Annotated in this window: 25 protein-coding genes; 19 read left to right on the top strand and 6 right to left on the bottom strand. The window is 62.8% G+C overall.

Features of this window, described 5'->3' with window-relative positions; translation table 11 throughout:
* Nucleotides 1-149 precede the first annotated feature (149 nt).
* Genes uxaC through NXT3_RS28205 form a run of 8 tightly spaced genes read left to right on the top strand, consistent with a single transcriptional unit; the run spans nucleotide 150 to nucleotide 7,253 of the window.
* Nucleotides 150-1,559 (top strand): glucuronate isomerase, encoded by a 1,410-nt coding sequence (gene uxaC, locus NXT3_RS28240; RefSeq protein WP_104841132.1) that lies wholly within the window; start codon nucleotides 150-152, stop codon nucleotides 1,557-1,559.
* Between the two features lie 50 nt (nucleotides 1,560-1,609).
* Nucleotides 1,610-2,587 (top strand): TRAP transporter substrate-binding protein, encoded by a 978-nt coding sequence (locus tag NXT3_RS28235; protein ID WP_104841131.1) that lies wholly within the window; start codon nucleotides 1,610-1,612, stop codon nucleotides 2,585-2,587.
* A gap of 53 nt (nucleotides 2,588-2,640) precedes the next feature.
* Nucleotides 2,641-3,201, top strand: coding sequence for a TRAP transporter small permease (locus NXT3_RS28230; protein WP_104841130.1), 561 nt, complete (start codon nucleotides 2,641-2,643; stop codon nucleotides 3,199-3,201).
* Between the two features lie 4 nt (nucleotides 3,202-3,205).
* On the top strand, nucleotides 3,206-4,489 hold the full coding sequence (locus NXT3_RS28225; RefSeq protein WP_104841129.1) for a TRAP transporter large permease: 1,284 nt from the start codon (nucleotides 3,206-3,208) through the stop codon (nucleotides 4,487-4,489).
* Nucleotides 4,490-4,496: 7 nt separating this feature from the next.
* Nucleotides 4,497-5,264 (top strand): FadR/GntR family transcriptional regulator, encoded by a 768-nt coding sequence (locus NXT3_RS28220; protein ID WP_176536569.1) that lies wholly within the window; start codon nucleotides 4,497-4,499, stop codon nucleotides 5,262-5,264.
* 34 nt (nucleotides 5,265-5,298) lie between these two features.
* On the top strand, nucleotides 5,299-6,147 hold the full coding sequence (gene kduI / locus NXT3_RS28215) for a 5-dehydro-4-deoxy-D-glucuronate isomerase (protein WP_104841128.1): 849 nt from the start codon (nucleotides 5,299-5,301) through the stop codon (nucleotides 6,145-6,147).
* Nucleotides 6,144-6,908 carry a 2-dehydro-3-deoxy-D-gluconate 5-dehydrogenase KduD gene (gene kduD, locus NXT3_RS28210; protein WP_104841127.1) on the top strand — a complete coding sequence of 255 codons (765 nt, stop codon included), beginning with the start codon at nucleotides 6,144-6,146 and terminating at the stop codon, nucleotides 6,906-6,908. Before kduI ends, kduD begins: the two co-directional genes overlap by 4 nt.
* Before the next feature lie 9 nt (nucleotides 6,909-6,917).
* Nucleotides 6,918-7,253: a cupin domain-containing protein gene (locus NXT3_RS28205; protein ID WP_104841126.1), complete on the top strand. Its 336-nt coding sequence runs from the start codon at nucleotides 6,918-6,920 to the stop codon at nucleotides 7,251-7,253.
* A gap of 181 nt (nucleotides 7,254-7,434) precedes the next feature.
* Here NXT3_RS28205 and NXT3_RS28200 read toward each other — a convergent pair whose 3' ends face one another.
* Together NXT3_RS28200 and NXT3_RS28195 are read right to left on the bottom strand one after the other, a co-directional pair.
* On the bottom strand, nucleotides 7,435-8,058 hold the full coding sequence (locus NXT3_RS28200) for a hypothetical protein (RefSeq protein ID WP_104841125.1): 624 nt from the start codon (nucleotides 8,056-8,058) through the stop codon (nucleotides 7,435-7,437).
* Between the two features lie 115 nt (nucleotides 8,059-8,173).
* On the bottom strand, nucleotides 8,174-9,166 hold the full coding sequence (locus NXT3_RS28195) for a YihY/virulence factor BrkB family protein (protein ID WP_097524662.1): 993 nt from the start codon (nucleotides 9,164-9,166) through the stop codon (nucleotides 8,174-8,176).
* Between the two features lie 160 nt (nucleotides 9,167-9,326).
* On the opposite strand from NXT3_RS28195, the gene NXT3_RS28190 reads away from it, so the two are divergent.
* Complete coding sequence (locus NXT3_RS28190) at nucleotides 9,327-9,527, top strand: hypothetical protein (RefSeq protein WP_104841124.1); 201 nt, start codon at nucleotides 9,327-9,329, stop codon at nucleotides 9,525-9,527.
* Between the two features lie 634 nt (nucleotides 9,528-10,161).
* On the opposite strand, the gene NXT3_RS28180 is transcribed toward NXT3_RS28190, so the two are convergent.
* Nucleotides 10,162-10,389 (bottom strand): hypothetical protein, encoded by a 228-nt coding sequence (locus NXT3_RS28180; protein ID WP_199773409.1) that lies wholly within the window; start codon nucleotides 10,387-10,389, stop codon nucleotides 10,162-10,164.
* A gap of 244 nt (nucleotides 10,390-10,633) precedes the next feature.
* On the opposite strand from NXT3_RS28180, the gene NXT3_RS28175 reads away from it, so the two are divergent.
* Nucleotides 10,634-11,926, top strand: coding sequence for a cation:proton antiporter (locus NXT3_RS28175; RefSeq protein ID WP_104841121.1), 1,293 nt, complete (start codon nucleotides 10,634-10,636; stop codon nucleotides 11,924-11,926).
* 2 nt (nucleotides 11,927-11,928) lie between these two features.
* Here the strand turns inward: NXT3_RS28175 and NXT3_RS28170 are convergent, their stop codons facing one another.
* Nucleotides 11,929-12,879, bottom strand: coding sequence for a LysR family transcriptional regulator (locus NXT3_RS28170; RefSeq protein WP_104841120.1), 951 nt, complete (start codon nucleotides 12,877-12,879; stop codon nucleotides 11,929-11,931).
* Nucleotides 12,880-12,981: 102 nt separating this feature from the next.
* Between NXT3_RS28170 and NXT3_RS28165 the strand changes: the two genes are divergently transcribed.
* The 8 genes from NXT3_RS28165 (at nucleotide 12,982) to NXT3_RS28130 (ending at nucleotide 20,713) form a co-directional block, all read left to right on the top strand.
* Nucleotides 12,982-13,461 (top strand): cupin domain-containing protein, encoded by a 480-nt coding sequence (locus NXT3_RS28165; protein ID WP_104841119.1) that lies wholly within the window; start codon nucleotides 12,982-12,984, stop codon nucleotides 13,459-13,461.
* Nucleotides 13,462-13,692: 231 nt separating this feature from the next.
* Nucleotides 13,693-14,124 (top strand): VOC family protein, encoded by a 432-nt coding sequence (locus tag NXT3_RS28160; RefSeq protein ID WP_097524669.1) that lies wholly within the window; start codon nucleotides 13,693-13,695, stop codon nucleotides 14,122-14,124.
* 28 nt (nucleotides 14,125-14,152) lie between these two features.
* Nucleotides 14,153-14,587, top strand: a complete 435-nt coding sequence (locus NXT3_RS28155) for a GFA family protein (protein ID WP_104841118.1) — start codon at nucleotides 14,153-14,155, stop codon at nucleotides 14,585-14,587.
* Between the two features lie 91 nt (nucleotides 14,588-14,678).
* Nucleotides 14,679-15,773 carry a branched-chain amino acid ABC transporter substrate-binding protein gene (locus NXT3_RS28150; RefSeq protein WP_104841117.1) on the top strand — a complete coding sequence of 365 codons (1,095 nt, stop codon included), beginning with the start codon at nucleotides 14,679-14,681 and terminating at the stop codon, nucleotides 15,771-15,773.
* A gap of 84 nt (nucleotides 15,774-15,857) precedes the next feature.
* The gene (locus NXT3_RS28145; RefSeq protein WP_097524671.1) at nucleotides 15,858-18,317 is read left to right on the top strand and encodes an adenylate/guanylate cyclase domain-containing protein; all 2,460 of its coding nucleotides are present in this window, start codon (nucleotides 15,858-15,860) and stop codon (nucleotides 18,315-18,317) included.
* Between the two features lie 117 nt (nucleotides 18,318-18,434).
* Nucleotides 18,435-19,718 (top strand): SDR family oxidoreductase, encoded by a 1,284-nt coding sequence (locus NXT3_RS28140; protein WP_097524672.1) that lies wholly within the window; start codon nucleotides 18,435-18,437, stop codon nucleotides 19,716-19,718.
* Nucleotides 19,718-20,191, top strand: a complete 474-nt coding sequence (locus NXT3_RS28135) for a DUF2269 family protein (RefSeq protein ID WP_104841116.1) — start codon at nucleotides 19,718-19,720, stop codon at nucleotides 20,189-20,191. Before NXT3_RS28140 ends, NXT3_RS28135 begins: the two co-directional genes overlap by 1 nt.
* 36 nt (nucleotides 20,192-20,227) lie before the next feature.
* The gene (locus tag NXT3_RS28130) at nucleotides 20,228-20,713 is read left to right on the top strand and encodes a GNAT family N-acetyltransferase (RefSeq protein WP_097538903.1); all 486 of its coding nucleotides are present in this window, start codon (nucleotides 20,228-20,230) and stop codon (nucleotides 20,711-20,713) included.
* 26 nt (nucleotides 20,714-20,739) lie between these two features.
* Here the strand turns inward: NXT3_RS28130 and NXT3_RS28125 are convergent, their stop codons facing one another.
* Nucleotides 20,740-21,648 (bottom strand): NAD(P)/FAD-dependent oxidoreductase, encoded by a 909-nt coding sequence (locus tag NXT3_RS28125; RefSeq protein WP_104841115.1) that lies wholly within the window; start codon nucleotides 21,646-21,648, stop codon nucleotides 20,740-20,742.
* 113 nt (nucleotides 21,649-21,761) lie between these two features.
* On the bottom strand, nucleotides 21,762-23,288 hold the full coding sequence (locus NXT3_RS28120) for an FAD-dependent oxidoreductase (protein ID WP_104841114.1): 1,527 nt from the start codon (nucleotides 23,286-23,288) through the stop codon (nucleotides 21,762-21,764).
* Nucleotides 23,289-23,681: 393 nt separating this feature from the next.
* Here NXT3_RS28120 and bcsN point away from each other — a divergent pair, with 393 nt between their 5' ends.
* Nucleotides 23,682-24,611, top strand: coding sequence for a cellulose biosynthesis protein BcsN (gene bcsN, locus NXT3_RS28115; RefSeq protein WP_104841113.1), 930 nt, complete (start codon nucleotides 23,682-23,684; stop codon nucleotides 24,609-24,611).
* Nucleotides 24,612-24,683 lie beyond the last annotated feature (72 nt).

The following is a 24,683-nucleotide window of genomic DNA, read 5'->3' as shown; positions in this document are numbered from 1 at the left end:
GGTTCATACAGTCTGACAGGGCGCGAACGCGACTTGCCCAACGTAAGAACGTGCACAACCAAATTCATCATACAAGTAAAAAAATTTGTATGTTGACATTTTATTTTACAGGCTCTAGCCATAGAAAGCCTATAGGAGGAGCGGGCCACATGAAGGGGCTGATCGACCCAGATCTTCTGTTTCCGGCGGACGAGGGCACGCGGCGGCTCGCGCGGGACCTCTATGCCGAGGTGCGCGGACTGCCGATCGTCAGCCCGCACGGTCACACGGAACCGCGGTGGTATGCGCTCGACGAGCCCTTCCCCGATCCGGCACAGCTTCTCATCGTACCGGACCACTATGTATTCCGCATGCTGTTCAGCCAGGGTGTGAAACTGGAAGAGCTCGGCGTGCCGACCCTCGACGGCGCGCCGGTCGAGACGAACGGACGCGCGATCTGGCGACTTTTCTGCGAGCGCTATCATCTGTTTCGCGGCACGCCGACGCGCCTCTGGTTCGACTACACGCTTTCCAACCTCTTCGGCATTGAGGAGTTGCCCTCGGCGGAAAACGCCGATCGCCTGTACGACCGCATCTCCGCTTGCCTCGACAAGCCGGACTACCGCCCCCGCGCCCTCTATGAACGCTTCAATATCGAGGTAATCTCGACGACCGACGGCGCGCTCGACGATCTGCATTGGCACGCGAAAATCCGCGAAAGCGGCTGGAAGGGCCGCGTCGTTCCCGCATACAGACCCGACTCGGTCGTGGATCCGGAGTTCGCCGGCTTTTCCGCCAATCTTGACAGGCTGGGTCAGATCACCGGCGCCGACACCGGAACATGGAAGGGCTATCTGGACGCGCATCGGGCCCGGCGCGCCTATTTCAAGCAGTTCGGCGCAACTTCCACGGATCACGGCCATGCCACGGCGGATACGGCGAACCTTTCCGAGGCGGCCGCAGTGGCGCTCTTCGACAAGGTGCGCTCTGGCAAGGCGGATGCGGACGAGAGCCGACTGTTCCGTGCTCAGATGCTGACCGAAATGGCAAAGATGAGCCTTGACGACGGACTGGTGCTGCAGATCCATCCGGGCTCCTTCCGCAATCATTCCCCGTCGATGCTGGCAAAGTTCGGCCGCGACAAGGGTTTCGATATTCCGACCCGCACGGATTACGTGACGGCCTTGAAGCCGCTGCTCGACGCCGTCGGCCTGGAGCCCGGCCTGACCGTCATTCTCTTTACCTTGGACGAGACGAGCTATGCGCGCGAGCTTGCGCCGCTCGCCGGCGTCTACCCGGCGCTCAGACTCGGGCCCGCCTGGTGGTTCCACGACAGCCCGGAAGGCATGCGCCGCTTCCGCGAGATGACCACCGAGACGGCCGGGTTCTACAACACGGTCGGCTTCAACGACGACACCAGGGCGTTTCCGTCGATCCCGGCGCGCCACGATATCGCACGCCGGGTCGACTGCGCATTTTTGGCACGCCTGGTGGCCGAACATCGGCTGAGAGAGGACGAGGCCTGCGAGCTTGCCCGAGATCTTGCCTGCGGACTCGCAAAGAAGGCGTACCGACTTTGAAACAGTGAAAGTGAGATCATCGATCTGATCATGCGAAACGGGAGGAGAGCATGAGAATTCTTGGAAAACTGACGGCGGGCCTGCTGCTTGCCGCTGCATTCATGACCGGTGCGGCCAGCGCCCAGACAGTGCTGCGCTCATCGGATACGCATCCGGACGGCTATCCGACGGTTGAGGCCGTCGAATATTTCGGCGAGCTGGTCAAGGAGCGTACTGCCGGCCGCTACGCTGTCGAGGTTTACCACTCGGCGCAGCTCGGCGAGGAGAAGGACACGATCGAACAGGTGCGCTCCGGCGTGATCGAGCTGAACCGCGTGTCGATGGCACCCTTCAACGGCACGGTGAAGGAGTCGATCATCCCGGCCCTGCCCTACCTCTTCCGCTCGGAAGAGCACATGCACAAGGTCATGGACGGCGCGATCGGCGAGCAGATCAAAAAGGCATTCGAAGGCGCCGGACTGGTGGTGCTTGCCTATTATGATGCGGGCTCGCGCTCCTTCTATAACAAGCAGAAGCCGATCACTTCCGTTGCTGACATGAAGGGGCTGAAGTTCCGCGTCATCCAGTCGGATATCTTTGTCGACATGGTGGCGGCGCTCGGCGCCAATGCGACGCCGATGCCCTATGGCGAAGTCTACTCGGCGATCGAGACGGGCGTCATCGACGGTGCCGAGAACAATTTCCCGAGCTACGACACCGCCAAGCATTTCGAGGTGGCCAAGAACTTCTCGCTCGACGAGCACACCATTCTTCCGGAGGTGTTCGTGATGAACAAGGCGGCCTTCGACAAGCTAACGCCGGAAGACCAGGAGATCTTCAAGCAGGCCGCCAAGGACAGCGTCGCCAAGCAGCGCGAGCTCTGGGCGGCCAAGGTCAGCGAGTCGCGCGCCAAGGTCGAGGCGGCCGGCGCGAAGATTTCCACGCCCGACAAGCAGGGTTTCATCGATGCGATGAAGCCGGTTTACGAGAAGCACGTCACCGATCCGGTCCTGAAGAAGATGGTCGAGGACGTACGGGCGGTTCAATGACGCCATTTGATGGGCAGGCCCGACCCTGCCCATCCCTTCTAGGGATGACGACCATGTCCACCAGACTGGTGAAAACGGGCCGCGCGCTCTCGGGGTTGAGCACGCTTACGCTCTGGCTCGCGGGGATCGGCCTTGTCGTGATGACGGCGATCGTCGCTTGGCAGGTGTTCTGCCGCTATGTGCTGAACGACTCGCCGAGCTGGACCGAGCCCGGCGCCGTCATGCTGATGAGCTGGTTCATCTTCCTGGGTGCCGCGGTCGGCGTGCGGGAAAACTACCATCTCGGCTTCGACGTCCTGCTCTACGTGGTACCCAAGGGTGGGAAGAAGTGGCTGCGGATGATCTCGGACCTTGTCGCGCTCGCCTTCGGCTGCGGCATGATCTGGTACGGGGTCGAGCTTGTCAGGCTCACCTGGGACACCATTCTGCCGTCCCTGCACATCTCCGGCGGCTGGAACTATGTGCCGCTGGTTGCAGGCGGCGTGCTGATCAGCCTGTTCGCCCTGGAACGCATCGTTCTTCGGCTTGCAGGAGAACCGATCGACGATCTTCTCGACGAATTGCCGCCGGCGGAGGCTGCCGCCGAACTCGACACCGCGAATGTAAAGGCGTGATCGGATGGATATGATGATCCTCTTCGGCGTATTTACGCTGCTGATGCTGATCGGCACGCCGATCGCCTTCTGCCTCGGCGTCGCCTCTTTCGCGACCGTGCTCTATCTTGGGCTGCCGCCGCTCGTCATCTTCCAGCGACTGAATTCCGGCATGAGCGTGTTTTCTCTGCTCGCCATCCCGTTCTTCATCTATGCCGGCGACCTGATGGTGCGCGGCGGCATCGCCCAGAAGATCGTCGCCTTCGCCGCCTCGCTGGTCGGCCACATCCGCGGTGGACTGGGTCAGGTCAACATCGTCACCGCGACGCTGTTCGGCGGCATTTCCGGTTCCGCCGTCGCAGAGGCCGCCGCCGTTGGCGGGCTGATGATCCCGCAGATGAAGGCGCGCGGCTACGGCGCGGACTATGCCGTCAACGTCACCTCCATGGCGGCGTTGATCGCGCTGATGCTGCCGCCTTCGCACAACATGATCATCTATTCGATCTCGGCGGGCGGCAAGATCTCGATCGCGGATCTCTTCACCGCGGGCATCGTCCCCGGCCTCCTCTATGCGGCCGCGCTGATGGTGACCGCCTATTTCGTGGCACGTAGCCGCGGCTATCCCACCGAGGTCTTTCCAGGATTTGCCCGGGTCGGCCGCTTGCTGCTCATCTCGACCCCCGGTCTGCTGCTCATCGCCATCATCTTCGGCGGCGTCCGTTCGGGCGTGTTCACGGCGACGGAAAGCTCATGCATCGCCGTTCTCTACGCGCTGGCCGTGACCGTCTTCGTCTACCGTCAGATGAACTGGCAGGACTTCGTCCGCGCCACCTTCGGCGCGGTGCGCACGACGGCGATGGTCCTCTTGATCATCGGCATGGCCGCCGCCTTCTCATGGCTGATGGCCTTCCTCAAGGTGCCTGCCGCGCTGATCGATTGGATGAACACAATCTCGGAAAATCCGATCATCGTCCTCCTGCTGATCAACGTCCTGATGCTGTTTCTCGGCACCTTCATGGACATGGGGCCCACGATCATCATCTGCACCCCGATCTTCCTGCCGGTGGCGATGGCCTACGGAGTCGATCCGGTCCATTTCGGGGTGATCATGATCCTGAACTTCGGGATCGGCCTCAATACGCCGCCGGTCGGCGCGGTCCAGTTCGTCGCCTGCGCGGTCGGGAAAATCACAGTGTGGGAGGCGATGCGCAGCATCTGGCCCTTCTATCTGGCGGGTTTGATCGTCCTCGGGCTCGTCACCTATGTTCCGGCCCTCTCGCTTTGGCTGCCGGGCGTCTTCAAGGGGTAAGAGCGTCATGGACTCCCCGGCCGAATCCAGGATGGAGCGCAAGCCGAAGCTTTCCGAACGCGTTGCAAGCGCGATCCGGGAGCAGGTTCTGAAAGGCGAAATCCCGCCTGGCGACAAGCTGCCGACGGAGAGCCGGATGAGCGCGTTTTACGGCGTCAGCCGGACCGTGGTGCGCGAGGCGATCGCGACCCTTGCCGCAGATGGCCTGGTCGAGGCGCGACAGGGAGCCGGTGTCTTCGTCAAGGATCACCCGACACTTGCTTTCGGCTCGATCAGCCTCGACGTCGGCAACCGGATCTCCCATGCCCTGAACGTCATCGAAGTGCGGATGGGGCTTGAGATAGAGAGCGCCGGGCTTGCGGCGCTTCGGCGCAATGCCGCCCAGGAGGCGCAGATCCAGGAGGCCTTCTTTGAATTCGAACGGCTGCTCGAGCGCGGCGAGGCGACCGGCAAGAGCGACTTCGCCTTCCACCGGGCGATCGCCGTTGCGACCAACAATCCCTACTATGTGGAAGTTCTCGATGCGCTTGGCATGCGGGCGATCCCCTGCGACATCGCCTCGCCCTGGGGCACCGACAGCATCCTGTCGCGCGAATATCAGGAGGGCCTGCAGCGCGAGCATCTGGCGATCCTCAAGGCGATTTCCGCCAGCGATCCGGACGCTGCCCGCGCCGCCATGCGCGCCCATCTTACCGCCAGCCAGGAACGCTATCGCGTGCGGCTGAGCGGTCAGCAGGCCAAATGGATTTTGGACACGACAACCCGCCGGGACTGACTTCCTTTCTTGCAAATCCGAGGACAACACGCCGATGACCGCAACCCATATCGACTATGCCATCCGTCACGCCATCGACCCCGAAGCCGCCGCGCGCATGGATACCGATGCGCTTCGCGCGAATTTCCACATTTCGGGGCTGTTCAGGCCGGGCCGCATTTCACTGACCTATACCCATTACGACCGGATGATCGTCGGCGGCGCGATGCCGGTCCACGCACCCCTGCCGCTGGAGTCCATCCGCCCGACAGGCACGCCCCGCTTCCTCGACCGGCGTGAGCTCATCGCCGTCAATATCGGCGGCGCCGGCCACGTCGAGGTCGGTGGCGAAAGCTTCCGGCTCGAGCCGCGCGACATGATCTATGCGGGCATGGGCGAGGACGTCTCCTTCTCGTCCGAAGATCCGGCCGCCCCCGCCAAATTTTATCTGCTCAGCGCGCCCGCCCACCAGGCATTGCCGGCGCGCCATATCCGCATCGGCGATGCCAAACGGCTCGATCTCGGCAGCGCGGCCACCTCGAACGAGCGCTCGATCTTCCAATTCATTCACCCGGAAGGCGTGAAGACCTGCCAACTCGTCGTCGGCATGACGCAACTTGCGCCCGGCTCCGTCTGGAACACCATGCCCTGCCACGTTCACGATCGGCGCATGGAAGCCTATCTCTATTTCGACCTAGCGCACGGGGCACGCATTCTGCATCTGATGGGCGAACCGAGCGAAACACGCCATATCGTGATGGCGGAGGAGGAGGCGGTGATTTCGCCGCCCTGGTCCATCCATTCCGGCTGCGGCACGTCCAGTTATGCCTTCATCTGGGCCATGGCCGGCGACAATGTCGATTATACCGATGTGGAGATAGTGCCGATGGAGGCGCTGAAGTGAGCGTTCCGTCGGCCTTCAGCCTCGCCGGCCGCCGCATCATCGTCACCGGCGCCAATACCGGCATCGGCCAGGGCGTGGCCGTGGCGATCGCCCGCGCCGGCGGAACAGTGATCGGCGTCGGCCGCTCCGCCATGGACGAAACCGAGACGAAGGTCTCGGAGGCAGGCGGAAGCTTCATTTCCGCGCATGCCGATCTTGCGGACCGCGAAGCGAGCCGTTCGCTGATCGACCAATTGTGGCGCGAGCATGGTTTTCTTGACGGCCTGGTCAACAATGCCGGAATCATCCGCCGCGCCGACGCGGTTGATTTCAGCGAAGCCGACTGGGACGACGTCATCGATATCAATCTCAGTTCGTTGTTCTTCCTGAGCCAGGCCTATGGCCGCCGGCTGCTTGCCGAGGGACGGCGCGGCAAGATCGTCAATATTGCCTCGCTGCTTTCCTTCCAGGGAGGTATCCGCGTCGCCTCCTACACCGCGTCGAAGCATGGCGCGCTGGGCATCACCAGGGTTCTCGCCTGCGAATGGGCGGCCAGGGGCATCAACGTGAATGCCGTGGCGCCCGGCTATATCGTTACCAACAACACCGAGGCGCTCCGCGCCGACGAAAAGCGAAGCGCGGCCATTCTGGAGCGCATCCCGGCCGGCCGCTGGGGCACGCCGGACGATATCGGCGATGCGACCGTGTTTCTGCTTGCCACGGCTTCCGACTACATGCACGGCGCCGTCATTCCGGTAGACGGCGGCTGGCTCGCGAGATAGGAGACGATCATGGATAGGAAACTTTTCGCCCGCGGTAACGAAGGCGAATGGATAGATCTCGGAGAGGGCAATCGGCGCCGGGTGATCCTCTCGACGGACGAATTGATGCTGGTGGAATTCGCCTTCGAGGAGGGAGCCATCGGCGCTCCCCATTCTCACCCGCACGTTCAGGCCAGTTATGTCGCGGCGGGGAGCTTCGAGGTGACGGTCGGCGGGCGGACCCAGGTTCTTTCCGCCGGCGACAGTTTCATCGTGCCGTCCGGGGTGGTCCATGGCGTCAAGGCGCTGGAGGAGGGCCGTCTCGTCGATAGCTTTACCCCACATCGGGCCGATTTTCTCAACTAAGGATGAGCGGCGGTCGAGGAGAGCACTCCGGCACGCGAGCTCCTTGCTGCGCCGCCTGTTCAACGCTCTGGTCGACGGACGCCGCCCGCTCCTGCAGGCTCTTGCCCTTGCCTGCAGGACTTTCATACGCTCAATGCTGGCCCGCTACGTGTAATGTCGCCTCTGCAGCTTCAGCCGATCCTCAATCGGTCGCGAAGCAATAGAAGAGGCCGTCTCCTCCGGTGCCCTTGAAGGCCTCAATCGTGCATCCGCCTCGCGTCGAATGGGAAGAGTTCCAGGATTTGGCCGCGGCCGAGTCGTCGGTACCGGTGCGGTCGCTGTGGCCGACGATTGCAGCACCCTCCGCGCCGCCCATCGTCCAGTTGCCGCAGGTTTCCGCGGCGGCGGTTCCGTCCGGCTTCGTGCCGGTCAGAATGTCGTGGCGGTTCGGCGTGTCGCCCCGACCGTTGATGACTTCGCCCTTCTCGTTGAGCGCGGTCTGTTTGGTCAGGTTGTTGGTCTCGCCATGAAGCGCAGCGACATCGTCGGCGATCTTTTCGCCCTTGGCGTTGTACCAGGGCCCTGTCCCGATACGGTCCTTGGCGTTCTCCGTTTCGGTAGACAGATACGCCCTCCAGGTCTTGCCGGTCGAGCCGCTGGCCGCCGCCAGCGCGCCGCAATGGGCATCGGCGCCCGCAAGTCCGCCGAGATCACCGCCCTTGCCCGGATTGGAGCTGGTGACGAAGAAGCTCATCGACGTGTCCTGAGCAACAGCCGGGCCGACCGAACAGGCCAATACCGTCACGATAAGTGCCATGCGTTTCATGGCATGCCTCCCTTGGATGTCCAGGCTATGAGCGTATTGCGTGCAAAGGCCAGCGTAAAATCTCAATCTCGTGAGGTAGAGGGCGCGCCGGCCGTCGCTCAGGCGCCCTCGACGGCTAATCCGCAGCCTTTCCGAGCGTATCGGCGACAAAAGCCCCGCGTTCGCCCATCGGCATCGGCTCTCCAGTGGTGGAATCGACCGCCGTCTGATGCTCGAGCTCGGCGTTAAGGAGAGCGCCGGTGATCAGGATGACCATGGAAATCCAGACCCACATCATGAAGCCAATCAGCGCGCCGAGTGCGCCATAGGTCGCGTTGTAGTTCGCGAAATTTTCCAGATAGTAGGAATATACCCATGAGGCGGCGAGCCACAGCAATGTGCTGAATACGGCGCCCCAGTTCAGCCACCGCAGCTTGGCCCGCTCGCGGCTCGGTCCATAACGATAGATGAGCACGGTGCCGAGGGTCCCGAGCAGCAGAATGGCCGGCCACCGCGCCACTCTCGTCAGGATCTCAATCCAGCGATCCAGCCATAGATAGGCGAGCAAGGCCGGAATGACGCCGATCGCCACGATGAGGACGACGGCAAAAAGCAATGCGGCAAAGGTGAAGGCAAGGCACAGGAGCGTTCTAGAAACGATCCCTCTCTTCTCCTTTTCCCCATAAGCGACGTTCATGGCGTCGAAGAGTGCAGCAATGCCGTTGGCCGCACTCCAGAGCGAGACCAACAGTCCGCCGATGAAGCCAAGGCTGAGGGTCGACGTCTTCTGCGTGGCAAGAGACGTCAGCTGATCCGTAATCATACTGTACGAGCCGGGCGGCAGGAGCTCGTCCAACACGGCCATATGCGCGCCTATATCGGAGGGATTTGCGATAAACCCGTAAAGCGAGACGAGCGCGCCCAGAGCCGGAAACAGCGCCAGCAGCAGGTAAAAGCTTACCCCTGCCGCGATCAGGAAGACGCGCTCCTCGGAGATCTCGGACATCACCCGCCAGAACACGTCGCGCAACCCTTTCGCCGGTATCTCTCCCGGCGTGGCTGCACTGCGCCCCCTGCCCGGATCGGCGGTCTCCATTGCCTTCGTAAGATCGACGTCCTTAGCGTTCATCGAGGCATGTCCGGTGTTACTCTCGATCCTAAGCTAGCGCCCAACTTTCGGGGAACTTCCTTGTTCCAGCGCGCCGAGGATTTGACCAGTCGCCGCGCGCCGTCCCGGAACAATCGCCCCCTGCCGCAGTTTTGTTCGATACTGGACGGGAGATGCAGACATGAACAGAAATTGGGAGCGTTTCGCGCTGATCGGCGCCGCCATCATCATCCTCGCCAGCGCACTGTTCTATTTCTACGTCGACCGCTTTCCGACAAGCAATGCAACGCGTATCGAAGACACGAAAGTCAATGCCGACGGCGTGAAGACGATCGACCCTAACCCGCCAAGCGCCAGCGGAGACAAGAACAATCGATCCTAACGGGTTTGCGGTTCATTCGTGGCATGACCGCTGCCGCGCTTATGTATCAGCCTTGTCTTGTGATGGGGACAGTATTTGCCGACGGCCTTGGCGGCGCAGAAGAGATAGGGTCCACCGCTGTTGATGGGCCAGATGCAATCGCCGGGCAATAGATCCTCGAGGCGCTTTGCGAATGGCAGTCGCCGCACGTCATACTCGTTCGCAGGGGAAAACTCTCTCTGGTGCTCAGTCATCGGTATTTGGCGTTGCCCTCTTTTCCTCTGGCCCAACTCAGGGGTTTCTAGAGGCTCACTTGATCGGAAGGGCGATCTTGCCAACGGTGCGGCTCAGTCGACAAGTCCAAGCCTCCGCCGGCCAACCTTCCGCCCGCCCATCGACAGGCGTCAGCCCGGAAGCAGGGTGACCACCATCACCGCCGCGACCACGGCAAGCGCAGCGAAAAGGGCGATCAGTTCGATCATCATGTAACGCTGCATATCGCGACGCATGCCCGATCCTCCACATCGTTGCGAGGTTCAAGAAAAACGCTTCAACACCACAATTGTTCACGCAAGGCCGCAGCAGGTTCCCGAATGCAGGCAACGAGATGTCTCGCCCCCGCGGTCGAGCGCCCGAACAAGGCGAAGATCAACCGCTAGTCGTTGATCATTTCGGGTGTCGCGTCGCCCGTCGTTAACATCCGCATCAGGGCGATTTCGCTCCTTACGCCTTGCTGGTATAGGTGAAAAAGCATCCTGCCTATTTTAGCACCCTCTTCACTTTCCGGCTCCAGCTCCCTGGAGGAGCAAGCATAGACATGAACGCGCCGGAGCATCGAGATTTCAGGGTCGTCAATGGCGAGATCCGAAAAGCGCATATGCATTTCCCTTTGACCCTCCGATCAAAGCAGGTTTGTTGCTCATGCAATGATATTGGTGCGCCAAGCTTCGGATTCCAGATGTTGCGCATCAATGACCGTTGATCGTGGTCGACGGGAACGTCAGACGCGGCAGACGCGTTTTTTACGATCTTGCTGCGCGTCTTTCGGAGCTATCATGCCCACAAATCCCCTCGTGACCTTCGATCTCGATCCAGCCCCAGCGTTGATCGACTGAGAGGTACCGCGGATGGAGCACTACGACATAACGCTTGGGCTGTTTGGGCTGGTCATCCTGCTGACCGCCTGGATTCCCATGGCGTTTCGCCGCCTGCCGCTTTCACTGCCCATCTTCTGCATCGCCATCGGCGCCCTGGCCGGACACACTATACTCAGACCGGTCGTCGATCTCGGCTCGTTCGACAGTCGGCTCGTCATCGAGCATATGACGGAGTTCACCGTCATCGTCGCGCTGATGGGTGCCGGACTGAAGATCGACCGGCCGATCGGCCTGCGCAACTGGGCTCTCACCTGGCGGCTCCTGGGCATTGCGATGCCGCTGGGGATCGCCGTGATGGCCGCCGGCGCCTCGCTGATACTCGGTCTTGGAGCAGCTTCCGCCATTCTGCTCGCCGCCTGCCTGGCACCAACCGACCCGGTCCTGGCGAGCGATGTCCAGGTAGGACCGCCGGAGACGGGAACCGAGGACGAAGTTCGGTTCGCGCTGACGTCCGAAGCCGGCTTGAACGACGGCCTGAGCTTTCCGTTCGTGTATTTGGCAATTGCGATCGCACTCGCCTCCGATGAGCCGGACTGGTTCGCCGGGTGGCTGCTGCTGGATGTCACCTGGCGGCTCTTCGCCGGCATCGTGATGGGATGGATTGTCGGCAAGGCGCTCGGCTTTGCCACGTTTCGCCTTCCGAAGGGCGCTGCGCTCGTGCGCACGGGCGACGGTTTCGTCGCCTTGGGGATCACCTGCCTCGCCTACAGCCTGACGGAACTCGTCCACGGCTATGGATTCGTCGCCGTGTTCGTGGCCGCGCTCTCCTTCCGCACCGTCGAGCGACACCACGAATTTCACAAGGAACTGCACGACTTCTCCGAGCAGATCGAAAGGCTCCTGATGATGGTGCTTCTCGTCTGCTTCGGCGCCGCCGTCAGCCTCGGACACTTCATTGTCGACCTCGATTGGCGCGTGGTCGCCTTTGCCCTCTTCGTCCTGGCCATTGCCCGGCCGGCCACCGGATGGGTGAGCCTGCCATCGACCTTGCCAAAGGGTGAAAGGGCGGCGATCGCCGTCTTCGGGATCCGCGGCCTGGGCTCGATCTACTATCTCGCCTTTGCCACCGGGGTGGCGCGTTTCGAAGAGGTCGACGTCATGTGGTCCGCCGTCGCCTTGATCGTGCTGATTTCCATCGTTACGCACGGGCTCACTGTCACCCCGGCGATGCACTGGCTCGACAGGCGGCGCAAAAATATCGGCAAGGCCGACGAAGCAATGCGTGCGAAGACCAAGTCCGGGAGTGCAGCCCTATCCGATTGATCTCACGCGACTCCCGCTTCGGGGAATCCGAGGATGTCGACGGTCCCGAGGATCTGACCGCGCAGCCAGCGATGCGGCGGCTCGTCGTCGTGACGGGCGTGCCAATACATCCTGATCTCCGGAACGGGGATCGTAAGCGGTGGCTCATAGATGGCAATCAGCAGGCTCCGCGCGGCCGAAACTGCGAATTGGCGAGGAACAGCGGCGAGGTAATTCCCGCTTGCCACGGCCAACGCCACGGCCTGGAAGTGCGGCAAAGCCAGGCTCACGCGGCGCGCCCGCCCGATCTTGGCGAGGGCATCGTCAGTAAAGCCCGACATCGAACCGTCGATCGAGCGGATGGCATGCGGAAGTTCGCAGAAGATTTCGATCGGCAGAAGTCCATTCTCGCCGATCCCAGCCCGGCCGATCGCGATATTGTCCTTGGCTGCGATGATCGCAAAGGGTGAGTGAAAGAGAAGGGCACTCGAGACCCAGTCGGGCACCTCCAGCGGCCGCTCGAGCGCCGCGTCGACCTCGTCGTCCTGAAGCAGCCGTGCGACATCGCCGCGCGCGCTGTCGAGAAAACGGAGTGACACGGCAGGCGCCGTGTGCGTGATGCGCGCTGCCAGGGACGGCATCAGCAGCATAGAAAAGAAATCGGCCCCCATCAGCGTGAAGGTGCGCTCAAGCTCCGCAGGCTCGAACCTCTTGGCTGAGTGAAAAACGCGTTCGATTTCGCGCAGCGCCACCCGCACCGGCTCCGCCAGGCTCTCCGCCCGGGGCGTCGGCACCATCTCGTTGCCGCGCCGGACAAACAACTGATCATTGAGCGCGTGACGCAAGCGGTTGAGTGCCGCGCTGACGGCAGGCTGGCTCAAGCCGATCCGATCGCCGGCGCGGGTGACGCTTCTTTCCCGCAGCAGGGCATCGAGCACCCGCACCAGATTGAGGTCCAGAGCATTTAAATTCATCCCGTCAATTCGCCCCATACGATCATTCGATTTCCGCTCGACCCGGTCGGCCGGTAAGTCACCCGCGACGCCACGTCACATAAGGCAAAGGAGCAAGCCGCTATGTCAATCACTAGCGACACCTCAGAAGGCAAGGAACTCTTCTGGTTCAACAACACGCTCGTCGCGATCCACGTCTCCTCGAGCAAGGGGAACGACGGCATCTGCATGGTCGAGCACCAGATGCCCTACGGGGATTCTCCGCCACTGCACGTGCATCGCCGGGAAGACGAAGTCTTTCACATCCTCGAGGGCCGAATGCGTTTTCACATCGATGGCCGCGAGCGGATTGCCGTTGCCGGCGACACGGTTGTTGCGCCGAAGGGCCTCGCCCACACCTTCCGCGTCGAATCGGGCGGCGGGGCCCGGTGTCTGACGATTACCCGCGGTTCGGACTTCGAAACACTGCTGCGCCGGATGGGCCGCCCGGCCGATCGGCCGGAATTGCCGCCGCAGTCGGCGCCGACACCGGAAATGATCGCTGCCCTGACACGGTGCTGCAGCGCGAACGGCATCGATATCATTGGAGCGCCGCTGGTCTGATTGGAAAGGTCGCATCCGCCTCGCACCGGCCCTTCGGCTGGCCGCGCACCCCTGCCCCGCGCGGAGCGTCTTGACCTGAGGAAGTTCTCCTCACATCTGCAGCCTTGAAATCCGCTATTCTTTGCGGAAGATTTCACTCTCCTTGTCGGAATGGAGGCTGCGGCTGCGTCTTGGAGTTGCCGACCGATCACGTTCAGGTCGGCAACTCCAAGTACATAAGAGGAGGAATTCTTGTCATTGTTTGTTGCGCTCGAAGTCGTGACCCTTTTTGTGGATGATCTCGGCGAGGCAAAGGCCTTTTACAGGAAGGCTTTTGAGCCGGAAATCGTGTACCAGGATGACGTCTCCTGCGTACTGAAGTTCGAGGGCGCCATGATCAATCTGCTTCACGCATCGCAGGCGCCGGAACTGATCGAACCTTTGCCGGTGGCGTCGGCGAGTTCGGGCGCGCGTATCCTGCTCACGATCAGGGTCGCGGATGTAGACGCCGCCTGCGCCAGCCTGGAGGGTCGAGGCGTGAGACTGCTTAACGGCCCGATCGATCGCCCTTGGGGACGCCGCACCGCCGCCTTTGCGGATCCGTCGGGGCATGTTTGGGAGATCGCTCAGGAACTTGCGTCGACCCAGGAGCCATTTGATCCGCCTTGCAATTCACCTCAGTAACGCAAGCCGCAAGGATACGAGGAGCATCATGACAGACCAGAGCGTTCGCATGCTAGCCGGACGGTGCCTCTGCGGCGCCGTCCACTTTGTCGTCGCCGACGAATTCCGCTATGCCGCAAACTGCCATTGCGCGGATTGCCGGCGGGCGACCGCGTCCGCCTTCAAGCCGTTTGCCGGCATCGAGCGCGAGAAGTTCACCGTCACCAAAGGGGCAGACCATCTCCAAACCTACGGCGAGGAGAACGCGCACAACGCCCGCTGTGGCAAATGCGGCTCCTTTCTCTATTCGGTGGTCCGCGATGGCGCCTATGTGCATGTCGCGCTCGGTCCGCTCGCCGACGAACCGGCAATCCGGCCGAGCGAGCACATTTTCGTCGGCTCGAAGGCACCCTGGTACACGATCAACGATGAGCTGCCGCAATATTGGGCTCACGTTGCGGACGGGACGCCGATCAACTGCTGAACGTCCCGGCATGCTCAAGCGGCACGCAACCTTTCGCCACCACACGTAGCCGCACCGGCGCATCAAGAGTATATTGCAGGCGGAGGTGTTCATGCGCCGACCTCTCGCCCTTGCTGCCGCCGTTGCCCTTGCTCTCAGCTTTCCGGCTCAAGCGGAAGTTCTGATCGGTGTTGCCGGCCCGATGAGTGGCAAACTCGCCTGGACCGGCACCCAGTTGAAGCGCGGCGCGGAGATGGCAGTCGCGGAGATCAATGCCGCCGGCGGCGTCCTCGGCGAGCAGGTTCGATTGATCGTGGCGGATGATTTCTGCGATCCACAGCAGGCCGTTGCGGCCGCCCGGAAGCTCGTCGCCGACCGTGCGGTCTTCGTCGTCGGCCATTACTGCTCGGGCGCTTCGATCCCCGCCTCCAAAATCTACGCCGCGGCCGGCGTGCTGCAGATTTCGCCGTCCTCGACCAATCCGGCCCTGACCGAGCAAGGCCATGCCAACGTCTTCCGGGTCTGCAGTCGGGACGATGCCCAGGGCTTGAAGGCCGGCAACTACCTGGCCGATCAGTGGGGAACCAAAAAGATCGCAATCCTTCACGACGACACGACCTACGGCAAGGGTCTCGCCGAAGAGACGAAGAAGCAGTTGAATAAGCGCGGCGTCAACGAGGCGATCTATCAGAGCTACGAACCGGGGAAGGACGACTACTCGGCCGAGATCGCGGATTTGCAAAGGGCAGGTATCACGGTGCTCTATCTCGGCGGTTATCACACGGAAGCGGCGCTCATGGTTCGTGCAGCGCGCGAGCGCGCCTTTCCGGTGCAGGTGATTTCCGGTGACGACACTGCAACCGAGGCCTTCGGCCTGATCGCCGGCCCCGCTGCCGAAGGAACACTCTTTACCTTCGTCGCCGACCCGCGTCGCAATGCCGAGGCGGCTGAGGTCGTCGAGCGCTTCCGGGCGGAGAATTTCGAGCCCGACTCCTGGACGTTGCACAGCTACGGCGCCGCCGAAGTTTGGGCGCAGGCGGTCCGTAAAGCGGGGTCGCTGGAACCGCCGAAAGTCATCGCGGCGCTGCGCAACCACGCGTTCGATACGGTGCTCGGCCGGATCGATTTCGACGAGAAGGGCGACCTCACCGTTCAGAACTGGGTATGGTATATTTGGAAGGGTGGCGAGTACGTGCCGCTGGAGTAACTGGCGGCTCACCGCAGCAGCACGCATCTGAGAAGAAATCCGTGCGGACGATGTTGACCGCCTCAGCCGGAGCGAGGGGCCGCGATGTTTGATCGTCTCGGCATTCGCGGTCGTCTGCTGCTCGCCTTCTTCGGCATCAGTGCCTTCGCCGTGCTTGCGACCGCTGGCGCGCTATACGCCTTTCTCCAGCTCGGCCAGGTGCTCGAACGGGTAACGGAGCGCCGGGCCCCGTCCGCCCTTCTATCTCTCGAACTCTCCCGCCAAGCCGAGCGCGTCGCCGCCACCGCTCCCGCCGTGCTTGCATCGAGCAGCCAGGCCCGGCACGCCGAGGTATCAGCGGCGATCGGCAGCGAGATGACGCGCCTGGAGGAATTGCTTGCCGCCTTGAGGGGAACGGCGCTCAGCTCGGCGGTCGTTGCCGAAATCGAAGCGGCGGCAGTGGGGCTGCGGCGCAACCTGAACGCCCTCAATGGTCTCGTGACCGCGCGTCTCGACGCCGTGGCCCGAAAGGAGGAGCTTCTGCGCCGCCTGTCGGCGACGACCAATGCCAGCCAGCGGCTCGTCGCGCCCGGCATTCTCGTGATGAATTCCAAGGTGCCGCGGTGGCGGGCCGCGACTGTCGATCCGACACTGTCGCCGGAAGCGGAAGCTGCGGCGACGCGAGATCTCGCCCGGGCAATCGCCGCCTATATTCCGCAGCAAACGGCGCAACGCGAGATAGCGGCGATCAACGACACGCTTTTGCAGGCTGCCGTCGTGCCGGCCCCGGGCGACCTGTCGCTGCTTTCGTTTCCCCTGCACCGCTCGGTCAACGCGCTGGAGGCCGTCACGCCCGAATTCGACGAGCAATTGCGCAAGCGCTTCCGTCAGCTCGTCGACGAGTTCAAGGCGCTGATCGACGGGCCAACAAGCATTCCGGGCGCGCGCGGCGAAGAACTTGCTCTCCTGGCAGAGGGCGAGAAGCTGGTGGCGGAAAACGATCAGCTTTCGCGCAAGCTGACGCTTGCCGTGGATCGCCTCGTGGCGGCGGCGAAACGGGATATTTCCGAAGCGGGCGCCGAAGCCGCGACCGTGCGGCGCTATGGCACCGCGATCGTGCTCGGCTCCGCCCTGCTAAGCCTGCTGAGTTCGGTAATGATCGTTTGGCTCTATGTCGACCGTAACCTGCTTGCCCGTCTTGCCGGGCTCAGCCACAGCATGCTCGCCATTGCCGCCGGCAACCTGCGTGTGACGCTGCCGGATACCGGGCGCGACGAGATCGGCCGGATGGCCAAGGCGTTGCGCGTCTTCCGCGACACGGCGATCGAGGTCGAAGAGAAGAACCTGCGCGACGTCGCCGAAGCCCGCCAGCGCCTGATCGACGCGATCGAGAGCATTTCCGAAGGTTTCGCGCTCTATGATGGCGAGGACCGGCTCCTCCTCTGCAACAGCCGATATCGCGAGATACTCTATCCGGGCATGGATGACGCCGTCGTCTCCGGCACGAATTTCGAGGCGATCATCCGTGCCGCGGCGGAGCGCGGCCTGATCGAGGATGCCATCGGACGGGAGGATGAGTGGATCGCCCGGCGCCTCGCGGCGCACCGCAATCCCGTCGGAACGATCCTGCAGCAGCGCGGTCCGGATCGCTGGGTGCAGATCAGCGAACGCCGCATTTCGGGCGGCGGCACGGTGGCCGTCTATTCCGACGTGACGGAGCTGAAACGTCGCGAGCAGGACCTTTCCGAAAAATCGGCCGCCCTCGAAGCCTTGTCGAGCAAGCTGGCGAAATACCTCGCCCCGCAGGTCTACAGTTCGATCTTTAGCGGCCGGCAGGATGTCAGCATCGCGAGCCAGCGCAAGAAACTGACGATCTGCTTCTCCGACATCGCCGGTTTCACCGAGACGACCGACAAGATGGAATCGGAGGAACTCACTCAGCTCCTCAATCAATACCTGACAGAAATGTCGAAGATCGCCCTGTCCTTCGGCGCCACGATCGACAAGTATGTCGGCGACGCCATCCTGATGTTCTTCGGCGATCCGGAGACGAGCGGCGTGAAGGAGGACGCCATCGCCTGCGTTTCGATGGCACTTGCCATGCAGAAGCGGATGGCCGAACTCGGCGAGACTTGGCGCGGCGCCGGAATAGAGACGCCGCTGCGCTGCCGAATAGGCATTCACACGGACTACTGCACCGTCGGCAATTTCGGCAGCGAAGATCGAATGGACTATACCATCATCGGCGGGGCCGTGAATCTCACCGCCCGACTGGAGCAGGAAGCGGAGCCTGGCGCGGTGCTGATTTCCTACGAGACCTTCGCGCAGGTGCAGGATGTGATCCATTGCGAGGAGGTGGGACGCGTCCGGGTCAAGGGCCTAGCCTACCCGGTCGCTACCTTCCGAGTCGTCGACTTTAGGGCCAATCTCAGCGTCGCTTGCGACGCGATTCACAAGGAACTCCCGCATCTGAAGCTTGATGCAGAGCCCGACCTCATGTCGTCCGGCGAGCGGGAAGAGGCCGCCGCGACGCTTCGCGAGGCACTGAACCGGCTCTCTCGATAATCCGCTGTTCACCATCCGCGGAACATGTTCCACCCGGCGCCTGTTGGAGCAGTAAGGTGCAACGCGCCGGCAATGGCTGCGGTATTACGGTAATCGCCGGCGACAGAAGGGGGAAGGATGAGAGTCCTTGTGATAGGGGCTTCGGGGCTGATCGGCGCTGCCGTCTGCGCGAAGCTTCTCGAGCGCGGCATGACGGTCGTACGCGTGGTTCGACCGGGCTCTTCGCTGTCAAAGACCGGCGAAACCGTGGAACTCGATCTTGCCCGAGCGGTTCGGCCCGAAGACTGGCTGCCGCATCTGTTGAACATAACCGCCGTTGTAAATTGCGCAGGCACACTCCAGGACGGGCCGGGTCACGATACGTCCGGCGTCCATATCCGCGGTCCCTCCGCCCTGTTTCAAGCTTGCGAACAGGCCGGTGTCCGCCGCGTCATCCATTTCTCGGCCATGGGCGTAGAAAAGCAGCAACCTTCCCCCTTTTCGCGCACCAAGCTCGAAGGCGACGAGGCGCTGATGGCCAGGGACCTCGACTGGGTCATTCTGCGCCCTTCCGTTGTGCTCGGCCCCGGCGCCTTTGGCGCCAGTGCGCTCATCCGTGGGCTGGCGGCTTTGCCCGTCCTGCCGATCATGCCGAATACCGGGCTGCTCCAGGTCGTGCGCCTCGAAGACGTGGCACGCACCGTCGAGATGCTCGTCCATCCGAGTGCCCCCAAGCGACTGATCCTGGAGATAGCAGGGCCGGAGCCCCTCTCCTTCGAAGATGTCGTGAGAACCTACCGGCACTGGCTTGGCTGGAGCCCTGCCCGCATCCTCAACATACCCGCTCCGCTCGCAGGTCTCCTCTATAAGCTCAGCGATCTCGCCGGGGCACTCGGCTGGCTTCCGCCGACGCGCAGCACGGCGCAGAAGGAGATCACCCGCGGTGCCGTGGGCGACATCCGGGCGTGGTCGGAGAATACCGGGATAGAACCGACCGCGCTCTCGGTGGCGCTGGCGAGAACGCCGATTACGGTTCAGGAAAGATGGTTTGCCAGGCTCTACCTCCTGAAGCCGGTCATCTTCGTCGTGTTGTCGTTGTTCTGGATCGCTACCGGCGTCATATCGCTGACGACCGGTTACCAGATCGGCATCGACCTGATGGAGCGCACCGGCGCGGGGGTGCTTGCTGGCCCCAGCGTCGTCGCCGGAGCGATCGCAGACATCGTCATCGGACTTGCCATTGCGGTTCGTCGAACGAGCCGCGCCGGGCTCTACGGTGCGATCGGCCTCTCCCTTTTCTACGCCTTGGCCGGGACGATACTACTCCCTGAGTTGTGGAATGAACCGCTCGGCCCGCTGATGAAGATCTGGCCGATCATCGTGCTGCACCTCGCCGCCTTGGCGATCCTGGAGGAGCGCTGATGCTCTATTTCGTTCTCAAGTACCTGCACATCATCGGGGCCTCCGTGCTGTTGGGCACGGGCGCGGGCATCGCGTTTTTCATGCTGGTGGCGCATCGCACCGGTCGTGCCGAGACGATCGCTTCGGTTGCGCGCATCGTTGTCCTGGCCGACTTCCTGTTCACCGCCACCGCCGTCGTCCTGCAGCCGATGACGGGGGTGGCGCTCGCCTGGCATGTCGGTTACTCCCTGACGGAAGGTTGGATCCTGCTGTCGATCCTCCTCTACCTGATCACCGGTGCATTCTGGCTGCCGGTCGTTTGGATGCAGATGGAGATGCGCAGGCTCGCCGAGGCCGCGAGCAAGGGTGGGCAGCCATTGCCCAAACGCTATTATCGGCTCTTTCACCTGTGGTTCGCCTTCGGTTTTCCGGCCTTTGCTGCGGTCCTCGGGATTTTCTGGCTGATGATCGCCCGGCCCGCTATAGAGTGGTGAGCGGCGGCGTGGCGCTTATCGGGAGGGACAGACCACATGATTGTCGTGCGCCCGGCTTTAGCGGACGAAGTGGAGGCTCTTGCCCGGCTGGGGCTCTCGGCCTGGTGTAAGGGGATAAAGCCGCTCATCCCACCGGAAGTTGCGCTGGCGGTCGAGCAGAATAACCCGTTCCTGCCATTTCTACGGGACATGCGGTCAAAGGTCCTGGTAGCCGAGGTCGAAGGCCAGGCTGCCGGCATCGGGGCCTGCGAGCACGCGGACAATACGATCAGCGACATCTGGGTGGCTCCGGCATTCGAGGGTCGAGGCGCCGGATCGGCGCTTGTGAGAGCGCTCGAAAGACAAATCCTGGAGCGCGGATACTGCGAAGCGCACATCGAAGTGGCCGCTGCGAATGCGAGAGCGCTCGAACTCTATCAACGCCTCGGTTACCGGCAGCTTTGGAGGAAGGTCGCCTTTGATGCGGTGCTGCGAACGACACTCGAGAAGATCGGCCTGGCGCGGCGTCTTTCACCCGCGTGAGCGCGAGGCCCTGACGAGTACCCCGCTCAAGGATTGCCGAAAGCCTCCGACAGATCGTTGTGCGCGGTGACCGCGGCGATCTCTCCCTGCGCCATGGCGACTCCCATCTGATTTAGGCCCGTCACCACATCGCCGATCGCGTAGAAGAACCGGACATCGGTTCGCTGATGCCGATCGGTCGGTATCCGCCCTTCCTCGTCAAGCTTCACTCCGATTGCCTGCGCCAGGAGGGACTGAGGCCTGCAGCCAAGCGCCGAATAGACCGCCACCGCCTCCATCGTTGCCGCTCCCATGAATTCCAATGCCATGCGATCTTCGGGGACGGGCGCGTGCCGGGCCAATCGGGCGGTGAGCAGCCGAATGGGCGGCCTGATGTCCGCAGGCGTCAGGCCCTCGGGTTCGGCGCCCAGGGTCGCCACCGTCACGTCGTCGGTGAACGACAGCAGAAATGCGGCTTCCTTCAGCGCCCGCCGGTTGTTGCCGATGACGACCACCGGTGCGCCGTTGATCTCATACCCGTCGCAGATCGGGCATAGCCTGAGATTGCCATTCCGCACGAGTTCATTCGCATTCGGCCAGGGCGGAAGAACGTCGAGGAGGCCCGTCGCGCAGATGACCGCGCGGCTCCCGAGAAGGCGGCCGGCCACTCTGCACTGAAAGCCGTCCGCTACCCGCTCCAGCAGATCGGCACGGGCGGCGAGACGCTCGACTCCGAACTTGCCGGCTTGATCATGCATACGGTCGAGCAACACCTGACCCGGGACGCCATCCGGGAAGGCTGGATGATTGTAAGAGCGCGGAATGAGAGAAGCGCGGCTATTCCCCTCGTCGACGACGACCACATGCCGATTGAGGCGCGCCAGATAGACGCTTGCCGCCAGGCCGGCAGGGCCACCACCGAGAACAATGCAATCATAGTCGAGTTTATCGCGCACTTGGCGTCTCGCCGTTCCGGTTTCCTGTCAACAGCCTGCTTCGAACGGCTCAAGCGGCCGGTTGTTCCGGGGGCCACTCATGGCCGGAAGATATGGCGGTCCCGCCGCGGCGCCTATTCGTCAGCGGCCGCAAGCGGCTTGAAGGCAGGCGCGTTCAGGGGCTCGCCATCCACCGAAAAGTGGGAGCCGTGGCATGGACAGTCCCAGCACCTCTCAAAACTGTTCCAGTGCACGACACAGCCGGCATGGGTACAAGTCGCGGATCGAACATGGAGTTCGCCGCCGTCATCGCGGTAGGCGGCAAGCTTTGAAGTGCCGCGACGAATGAGGGCGCCGTCGCCGGGCTTCAATTCGTCGAGCGACGACAATTCCCCGCCAGTGAGATGTTCGGCGAGATTGGCCGGCATGGTGAGGTTTTCAGAAATGTACTCGCCAGCTGCGCCGATCGAGATCCGGCTGGGCTGATAGATGCCGGCCCAGATATTCTCACGGCCCATGACAAGATCGCGCAGGATCAAGGAACCGGCGACACCGTTCGACAGGCCCTCGCCGGAATCGCCGGTCACAACGAAGACGTTGTTGTTTCCGGGATTTCGGCCGATATAGGCGAGGTGGTCGACTGGCTCCATGACCTGGCCGGACCACGCAAATTCCGGATCGCCGATCTGCGGGAAGCGCGACTTTGCCCATTCGGTGAGCCTCGCTAGCCGCTCCGGCTGGTCGTCGACCTGTCCGGTCTTGTGGTCCTCGCCGCCGACAAGCAGCCAGTCATGGTCTGCGCCTGACGGCTGCAGGCGCACATAGTGGTACGGGTCCAGCGTATCCCAGTACAGCGCGTCGACCACCGAGCCGCTTGGTACTCGGCCGGCAATTACATAGGTGCGATATGGTGCCTGCTTCGTGTGAACCGCGATCCAGTCGTTGATCGGCGAATTCGTCGCGATCACCGCCGCTCGCGCGCGGATTTCGCGGCCTTCCCGTGTGCGGACAATGGTTTCGCCGTCCTTCTCTTCGACACTTACGACTGGCGTCTCTGCGTATAGGCGTCCGCCATCGCGTTCGATGCAGCGGATGAGGCCGTCGAGATATTTGAGCGGATGGAACCGTCCCTGGTCCGGGAAGCGCAGACAACGGCGGTCGCCGCCGTCCCCAGTACCCGGCAATGCATCCCAGGCGACGCCGGAGAAGCCGAGGCTGTAACAGGCATCGATCTCCCGCTCCAGGATGGAAACGTCTTCGTCCGACGCCGCGAACAAATAGCCGTCCAGGCGACGGAAGTCGCACTCGATATTTTCGGACGCCTGAATCTGTTCCACCCGATCAAGGGCCGCCACCTGGCTGCGAAAGTATTGCCGCGCCTCCTCGAGGCCACGCAGCCTGATGAGTTCGTGGTAAAAGTCGTCGAGGACGGAGGCAAGATGCGCGCTTGTGCGAGCCGTCATGCCTCGGGCAAGAGCGCCCCGATCCACGACGATCACCGACTGTCCTTCACGGCACAATTCGTAGGCGACCGAGAGACCGGCGATACCGGCGCCCACCACGACGACATCGGCTCGCTCATTGGCGGCAAGCAGCTGCGGCCGGTGCTCCGCGGCGGTTGCCATCCAAAGGGACTGGCTGCGTTCGGACTGCACGTTCATGGCTTCAATCTCCCTCCCGACGAACCGCGCTCAATCAGAAATGTTCCTTGGACAAAAAGGGCACCGGCCTGCCTCTGGCAGACCAGTCGCCGCGGCCCCGGGCGCCGTTTGGACGGCCCCGCCTTGCGTGCCCCCTTCTCCGCGGGTTTGAAAAAGCCTCCACTTGCACTATGCAATCTCTAGCGTGCCGGCCGATCGCGATTCGTGGTCGTGGCATGAGATTGAGATATGGAATGCGGGTGGCGCGGCCCCTGCATTCCTTACCTGCCTGCTGCGTGTTTCATTTCGTCGAGCCGATTCATTGAAACATGTAGCTATTCGATGTGCCGCAGCGGCCTTTGCGCGTTTCAAGAAGACGCGCGTCCCTGTAAGGCAAGGTTGGAGGTTGCCAGTTTGCGGTGCAGCGGCAAGGCCGTCGGTTTGATCGTTCTCGCGTCTCTGTCCCTTGCAGGCTGCACGGCCCGTGAAGGTGCCCGCGTGCCGACCGGCGCAACCATCGTAGCGACGGAAAACGCGCTCGTCCTGCCGCCGCCCGGCGGGCCCGACATCCTAAACGTGGTCGAGCGGCGCTTCGGCAACGCCGTCGAGCAGGACGTCAATTTGCATACCTCCGCTTCAACACCCGGACAGAACTACCTGCGCGCCACATTCTTCGGACCGACAGGTGCCGGGCTCGATCAGAAGACGGCAACCTATTCGGCCGTCCGTGCATCGGAAATGATGCGGGAGGCAAGACGGGCAGTTCCGGGCGTCCCCCTGGCCCAGTCGCCCTATTTCCTTCAGAACAACTACGGTCCGTTCGGCTATGCCTTCGGGCGGCGCGACGGCGACGCCTGCCTCTATGCATGGCAGCAGATACGTCCGCCGGAAAGCCAGCGCTCGCCTCTGCGCAGCTATGGCACCATACAGGTGCGGTTCCGCTATTGTGCGACCGATGCGTCGGAAAACGAACTGCTGAATATCGTCTACGCCTATACGATCAGCGGGACCATCATCGGCGATCCGTCCTGGAACCCCTACGGGCCGCCGCCGACGGTCGACGCCGGGCTCGGACGTACCGGCAGTCCCATCTACCGGACGGCGCCGCCTTCGGACCAGGCACCCGCGCTCGAACGCCCGAGACGCGCAGTGGTGACGACTCCCGCGCGCACGGTGCCTGAGATCGAAAAACCGGAGGTGACGCGCCAGCCGGTCGTCGCGCCACTACCCGCACCGCAGACAGGCGGAAGCCTGCCGAGCCCGGCGGGTCCCACCGGCGCGGCAGGCAGCGTCGTCGTCCCCCTGCCGACTTGCACACCGCAGGGAGGGCCGGCCTGCCCTTAAACGGGGCGCTAACTCGGGCCTGCTAAGGGGCCAATGGAATCGTCTGATCAGGCTAGTGTTGTAAACCATTGC

It is taken from the genome of Sinorhizobium fredii (assembly GCF_002944405.1).
Lineage (GTDB): Bacteria > Pseudomonadota > Alphaproteobacteria > Rhizobiales > Rhizobiaceae > Sinorhizobium > Sinorhizobium fredii_C.
Note: the sequence above shows the minus strand (reverse complement) of the source record. Positions and strands in the feature narration are given on the sequence as shown.